Origin of the sequence: Sphingomonas sp. NPDC079357, from assembly GCF_044901155.1 — a bacterium.
In the GTDB taxonomy this organism is placed as follows: Bacteria; Pseudomonadota; Alphaproteobacteria; order Sphingomonadales; family Sphingomonadaceae; genus Sphingomonas.
Genome location: NZ_JBJDOM010000001.1, coordinates 1,893,995 through 1,900,268, shown reverse-complemented (window position 1 = coordinate 1,900,268; position 6,274 = coordinate 1,893,995). Strand labels below are relative to the sequence as shown.

6 protein-coding genes are annotated in these 6,274 nt (G+C 67.4%); 1 reads left to right on the top strand and 5 read right to left on the bottom strand.

All coding sequences use genetic code 11. The annotated features are described in order from the left end of the window. Positions 1–340 precede the first annotated feature (340 nt). From ACI2JO_RS08970 to hisS, 5 genes are all read right to left on the bottom strand, one after another. Positions 341–781: a CBS domain-containing protein gene (locus ACI2JO_RS08970; protein WP_404720291.1), complete on the bottom strand. Its 441-nt coding sequence runs from the start codon at positions 779–781 to the stop codon at positions 341–343. 143 nt (positions 782–924) lie between these two features. Then, complete coding sequence (locus ACI2JO_RS08965) at positions 925–1,740, bottom strand: DUF4167 domain-containing protein (RefSeq protein WP_404720290.1); 816 nt, start codon at positions 1,738–1,740, stop codon at positions 925–927. A gap of 247 nt (positions 1,741–1,987) precedes the next feature. Beyond that, complete coding sequence (prmC, locus tag ACI2JO_RS08960) at positions 1,988–2,809, bottom strand: peptide chain release factor N(5)-glutamine methyltransferase (protein WP_404720289.1); 822 nt, start codon at positions 2,807–2,809, stop codon at positions 1,988–1,990. A gap of 309 nt (positions 2,810–3,118) precedes the next feature. Next, on the bottom strand, positions 3,119–4,195 hold the full coding sequence (gene prfA / locus ACI2JO_RS08955) for a peptide chain release factor 1 (protein ID WP_404720288.1): 1,077 nt from the start codon (positions 4,193–4,195) through the stop codon (positions 3,119–3,121). Positions 4,196–4,307: 112 nt separating this feature from the next. Continuing rightward, positions 4,308–5,531, bottom strand: a complete 1,224-nt coding sequence (hisS, locus tag ACI2JO_RS08950) for a histidine--tRNA ligase (protein WP_404720287.1) — start codon at positions 5,529–5,531, stop codon at positions 4,308–4,310. A gap of 52 nt (positions 5,532–5,583) precedes the next feature. On the opposite strand from hisS, the gene ACI2JO_RS08945 reads away from it, so the two are divergent. Beyond that, positions 5,584–6,234 carry a DUF1345 domain-containing protein gene (locus ACI2JO_RS08945; RefSeq protein ID WP_404720286.1) on the top strand — a complete coding sequence of 217 codons (651 nt, stop codon included), beginning with the start codon at positions 5,584–5,586 and terminating at the stop codon, positions 6,232–6,234. The last annotated feature ends 40 nt before the right edge of the window (positions 6,235–6,274 follow it).

Genomic DNA, 6,274 nt, shown 5'->3' with positions numbered 1-6,274 from the left:
CTTAACTTCTGACGAACCCCATGCACCTTGAATGCACAGAACCCGCAGAGCCGCCGCCCACATGTCCCTTCATCTTACCTACAATGTCAAAGAGCCCGCCGACAACAAACCAGACAACCGATCAATCCCGCTATCCCTAGCGAAAGACCGCTGTCCGTCCATGTGGCGACCAACAAAACCGCGCCTCAGTAGGTGCGCCCCGTCGGTGAACAGCCCTCTAGGCGCATGCCGCGGAGCCGTCAAACACTTTTTGCAATTTTATGTCGTCACGACCGCAACACCGCGGAAAACAGCGAAATTTTCGCAGCGTTTCTGTCTCCGCTCCGTCATGAAGCGCGAATCACGCTTGCTGGATGTAGTCACGCATCGCCGCGGCATCGGCTTCGATCCGGTCGATCCGGTGTTTGACGAGATCTCCGATTGAGACGATCCCGATCAGTCGGCCGTGTTCGACCACCGGCAGATGTCGTATCCGCCGATGCGTCATCAACGACAATGCCGCGAGGATCGAATCGTCGCGCGTCGCCGTCAGCGGCTCGGCGGTCATCACGGCGCCGACGGGGGTGGCGAGCAACGCCGTCGCATCGTTGGCGGCGTCGGCGAGCAGGCGGATCATGTCCCGTTCCGAAAAGATGCCCTGGACCGCGCCGCCCTCGTCGACCACCGGTATGGCGCCGATACGATGACGCGCCAGAGCGGCGATCGCCTGTGACAAGGGAAGGTCGGTCGGGATGGAGACGACGTCGGTCCCCTTCTGCGCGAGGATGGCTGCGATCGTCATGATCCCCTCCGATGATATCCGCGATCTAGCGTCGCCGGGGCATCATCCTCTCTTTGTGCGCAAAAACAAGCGGCTCCGGAAACGACGACGGCCGGCGCTCCCGTTGGGAACACCGGCCGCACATCGACTGCCCGGGCAAAGTCTTATTCGGCTGCGGCCGCCTCGGCAGGCGTCGCACGGACGCGACGACGGCGCGGCTTGGGGGCCTCGCCTTCTTCGCCAACCACCGGCTCGGCCGTGACGCCAAGCGCGGGCGGGAGACGATCCGCATCGAACGCGGGTGCCTGGTCGGCGGGCGCCGCGGCCTCTTCGCGCGGCTTGCGGGTACGGCGGCGACGCGGAGCGGCATCGTCCTCACCGGCCGCGATGGTCACGTCGGGCTCGGATACGACAGCCTGTTCGGACTGCTGCTGCTCGACATACGCAGGACGGCTGTCGCGTTGGCGGTCACCGCGTGAACGATCATCGCGTGAACGATCATCACGCTGACGATCATCACGCTGACGATCATCACGGGGGCGATCATCGCGCTGCTGCGCCCGCTGGTCACGGAAGCGCTCGCCGCGACCATTATTCTCGGTCTCGCTGGCGCGCGGCTGCTCGTCGGCGCGGATCGAATCGCCCTCGTCGCCGAAGTCGTCGCCGTCGTCGAACTGATCGAAATCGTCGCGCTGCCGGCGCATCGGCTGCTGATCGTCCGACCGGCCGCGCTGGTCGGCGAGAACACGGAAATAATGATCCGCGAATTGCAGATAATATTCGGTGTTGACGCGATCACCCGCCATCTGCGCGTCGCGGGCCATGTTCTTGTACTTCTCGAGCAGCTGAGCCGCATTGCCGCGCGCGCGACTGTCGATCCGGTTGCCGCTGTCACGCTGCCCATGGCCGCCGCCGCCACCCTGACGCTGCTGGCCACCACCACGGCCGCGACGGCGACCGTTCTGACGGTTGTTGATCAATTCACTGTCCTCGTCCTGGAACCAAAACCGGCATTCGCTCCCGATGCACGGGTTGCAATCGTTCCCCGGCGCCGCGACCATTTCGGTAACGCGGGCCTGCCATGGCCACCGGACTGCAGCGGCTGATGACGAAGGGAGGGCAGGCGCGCCATCCAACGCATGTCGGTGAGTTCGCGAGCCCCTGCGCCGTCTCTAGACGCACGGCCGTCGTTCTCAAAGCAAAATATTGGGTATCGCCCCGCCGAATTCAAGGCGTGACCACCAGACAGCGATCGCGATCACCCAGATCGCGACGCAACGTGACCGACAATCCCGCCGCGCGGAACAAGGCTGCGGCGGATTGCCCCTGCGTCGCGCCGATCTCCACGCATGCGACCGCGCCGGTTCCGAGCAAGGCAGGGAGCTGCACGGCGATGCGACGGTAGTCGTCGAGCCCGTCGCTTCCGGCGAACAGCGCCGCGGCGGGCTCGTAGCGAGAAACTTCGTCGGGAAGCACCGCCGCCGTTTCGATATAAGGCGGGTTGGCGAGAACGAGGTCGAAGATATCGGCGATGCCGTCCGCCCAATCGCTCCGGACGAAATGCGCGCGGTCCGCCATGCCAAGCGCCGCGGCGTTGCGGCGCGCATAGTCAACCGCGACCGGCGAGGCGTCGACGCCCCGCCCTCTCGCTTGCGGCCATTGATCGAGCGCGGCGAGCAGCAACGTGCCCGGGCCGGTGCCGAGGTCGAGGATGCGCCGCGGCCCGGCGGTGTCCGCGAAATGATCGACCGCGGCCTCGATGAGCGTCTCGCTGTCGGCGCGCGGGATGAGGACGCCGGGACCGACTTCGAGGTCGATCGTCCAGAAGGCGCGAGTACCGGTAATGTAGGCGACCGGTTCGTGGCGCGCGCGACGCTCGACGAGCGCGGCGAAGGCGGGCGGCACGGGATGGTCGTCGAGCGTGAGCAGCAGGCGGTTGCGGTCGATACCGAGCGCATGGGCGAGCAGCAGCTCGGCGTCGAGTCGCGCGGTGGCCGAGAAGGCGAAGCGCGCGGCGGCGGCGCGGAGGGCGTCGCGAGGGGTTGTCATGCGGGGATGCGCAGCGCGAATGTTGCGAATGTTGAGACGGTGGTGCGGCGTCTCAACATTCGCCACCCAGCCGTCGTTGCGAGTGTAGCGACGCCATCCAGAGCGCCCGGGTGGCAACCCTGGATTGCTTCGCTGCGCTCGCAATGACGATGGGGCATAGGAACCGTTCTGACCGAAAGAGGTGAGGATAGCGTGACAGGGCGGCTGTAGGACAGCACCGCGGCGAAGCCGCGTCGTCGGACGGGGCATGGCCCCGCCGGCCGCGCTTGGCTGAGTCCTGCCGCGGGATGCGACAGGCCAGCCGGCGCGCTACGCTTCCAGTGTCGCCAGCCGCTCCGCTTCGTCCTCGGCGATCAACGCCCCGATCAGTTCGTCCATCTCCCCCGCCAATATTTCCGGCAAGCGGTGGAGAGTCAGGTTGATGCGGTGATCGGTCACGCGCCCCTGCGGGAAATTGTATGTGCGAATACGCTCCGAGCGGTCGCCCGAGCCGACCATTGCCTTGCGCGTGCCCGAGCGTTCCGCGGCCAGCCGCTCGCGTTCCGCCTCGTAGAGCCGCGTCCGCAACACCTTGAGCGCCTTGGCCTTGTTCTTGTGCTGCGACTTTTCGTCCTGCTGGATCACCACCAGACCGGTCGGCAAGTGCGTGATCCGCACTGCCGAATCGGTGGTGTTGACCGACTGCCCGCCCGGCCCCGACGAACGATAGACGTCGATGCGCAGGTCCTTCGCCTCGTCGATCTGGACGTCGACGTCCTCGGCCTCTGGCAGCACCGCGACGGTTGCCGCGGAGGTGTGGATGCGCCCGCCGCTTTCAGTGGCGGGCACGCGCTGGACGCGGTGGACGCCGCTCTCGAACTTGAGCTTCGCGAACACGCCGGTGCCGGTGACGCTGGCGACGACTTCCTTATAACCGCCGGCATCGCTGTCGGAGCCGGAGATCAGCTCGACGCGCCAGCCCTGCCCCTCGGCAAAGCGCTGGTACATGCGGAACAGGTCGCCCGCGAACAGCGCCGCCTCATCGCCGCCAGTGCCGGCGCGGACCTCGAGCATCGCCGAACGCTGGTCGGCGGCGTCGCGCGGGAGCAGCGCCAGCGCGAGCCGACGGTCGGCGGTGTCGAGCGCGGCGCGGTTGTCGCGCAACTCCTCCTCGGCCATCGCGCGCAGCTCGGCATCGGCGTCACCGGCCATGAAGGCGAGGCTTTCGGCCTCCTGCCGCAGCCGGCGCACTTCGCTGGCGGCCTGCGCGACGGGTTCGAGCTCGGCATATTCCTTCGACACCGCGACGAAGCGGTCGCCGTCGAGATTGCCGGTCGCCATCTGCGCGGCGAGTTCGTCGCGACGCGCCTCGATCTGGCGGATGCGGTCGATCGAGATGCTGGTCATGCCTGCGCCTCGATCGTCATCCCGGCCCTGAGCCGGGAGCCCGCTTCTGCGGCGACGTCGGAAAGGCAGCGGGGTCCCGGCTCAAGGCCGGAGCGACGGGGGAAGCGCAGGGTCACGCGAGAACCTCGGCGAGGCGCGACGTGTCGCCGCGCAAAACGCGGCCGCGGGTCGCGACCGTATCGCCGTCCATCGCGAAGGTCAGCGTCTCGGCCGGGTCCAGCTTGAGTGCCTTGTCATAGCGCTTCTTGGGCGAGCCGGTCGCAACCAGTTCCGCCGACACGCCGGCGCGACGCAGCCTGGCGAGCGTCGCCACCGCTTCGGTATGCGCGGCGTCATTCTCGACCACCAGCACCACATCAGGCCGCGCCGCCGCCGGCTCCTCCAGCAGCATCGCTAGCCGCTCGACGCCCGCCGCCCAGCCCACGCCCGCGGTCGCCGGGCCACCGAGGCTCTCGACCAGGCCGTCATAGCGCCCGCCGGCCAGCACGGTGCCCTGCGCGCCGAGCCGGTCGGTGACGAACTCGAACGCGGTGTGGCGATAGTAATCGAGCCCACGCACCAGCCGCTCGTTACGGGTCCAGCGCACGCCGGCCGCGTCGAGACCCTTCTGCACGCTTTCGAAGAACGCACCGGCTTCCGCGCTCATATAGGCGTCGATGCCTGGCGCGGCGTCAGCGATCGGGCGGTCGCGCGGGTCCTTGCTGTCGAGGATGCGCAGCGGGTTCTTGTCGAGCCGTGTCAGGCTGTCCTCGGACAGCTCGCCGCGATGCGCCGCGAAATGCGCGACCAGCGCGTCGCGCCATGCATCGCGGGTCGCGGCATCGCCGAGCGTGTTGAGTTGCAGCGTCACCCCGTCGGCGACGCCCAGTTCCTGCAAAAGCTGATCGGCGAGCGTCAGCAATTCGACATCCGCCGCCGGCTCGGGCGCGCCGAGCACCTCGGCGTCGATCTGGTGGAACTGGCGATAGCGGCCCTTCTGCGGGCGCTCGTAGCGGAAGACTGCGCCGCTGGTGACCAGCTTGAGCGGCGCGAATTGCTGCCAGCCATTGGTGATGTACGCGCGCGCGATCCCGGCGGTGAATTCGGGCCGCAGCGTCAGCAGGTCGTCGCCCTTATCGGGGAAGGTGTACATCTCCTTCGAGACGACGTCGGTGGTCTCGCCGATCGAGCGCGCGAAGACCTGCGTGTCCTCGAACACCGGCACCTCGACACGCTCGAAGCAATAGAGCCGGCGGACGCGATCGAACGTGTCGAGCACATGCGCGAAGCGGCGTTGCTCGTCGCGGAAGATGTCCTGCGTGCCGCGCACGCGCTGCGGGGTGGGAATACGGGCCATAAGAACGTGCGCTACTAGTCGGCGCGTCGCCCAAGCGCTAGCGGCTGTTCGCATGGACGATCGTGCGCGCTGGTGGGGATTGGGACGGCGGATCGCACCGCCGCGCTTCCTGCTGTTCGTGGTGGTGCTGGTCGCCGCCGTCGCAGCGCTGTGGCCACCGCTCGGGCGCGGGCGCGCGGCGATGGCGGGGTTCGACATTGCCGCGGTCGTCTTCCTGCTGAGCATGATCCGGCTGCCACGTCATGACAGCCCGGCGCAGATGCGCGTCGTCGCGCAGGCCAATGACGCCAACCGCACCTTGCTGCTGGCGATCACCGCGGCGGTGATGCTGGTGATCCTGACCGCGGTGCACGAGGAATTGCAGGGGCGGCAGAGCAACCCGACACGGTTGCTGGTGATCGTCACGCTCGCGCTGGCGTGGCTGTTCTCGAACATGGTCTATGCGCTGCATTATGCGCATCTGTTCTATATGCCGGGCGACGACGGGAAGGACGCGGGCGGGATCGACTTTCCGGGGACCGACACGCCCGATTACTGGGACTTCGTCTATTTCAGCTACACGCTGGGGATGACCTTCCAGACCTCCGACGTCTCGATCCGGTCAGGGACGGTGCGGCGCGCGGTATTGGGGCAGTGCCTGGCCGGGTTCGTGTTCAACCTCGGGGTGATCGCGTTCAGCATCAACGTGTTGGGGGCGAACTGACGGGCGGGGGGTGGACGCGGGGCGTGCGGGCTGGTTAATC

What these genes read in the sequence shown, in the direction of transcription:
- ACI2JO_RS08970 (WP_404720291.1), bottom strand. Translation starts at nt 781, where the DNA reads ATGACGATCGCAGCCATCCTCGCGCAGAAGGGGACCGACGTCGTCTCC.
- prmC (WP_404720289.1), bottom strand. Translation starts at nt 2,809, where the DNA reads ATGACAACCCCTCGCGACGCCCTCCGCGCCGCCGCCGCGCGCTTCGCC.
- prfA (WP_404720288.1), bottom strand. Translation starts at nt 4,195, where the DNA reads ATGACCAGCATCTCGATCGACCGCATCCGCCAGATCGAGGCGCGTCGC.
- hisS (WP_404720287.1), bottom strand. Translation starts at nt 5,531, where the DNA reads ATGGCCCGTATTCCCACCCCGCAGCGCGTGCGCGGCACGCAGGACATC.
- ACI2JO_RS08945 (WP_404720286.1), top strand. Translation starts at nt 5,584, where the DNA reads ATGGACGATCGTGCGCGCTGGTGGGGATTGGGACGGCGGATCGCACCG.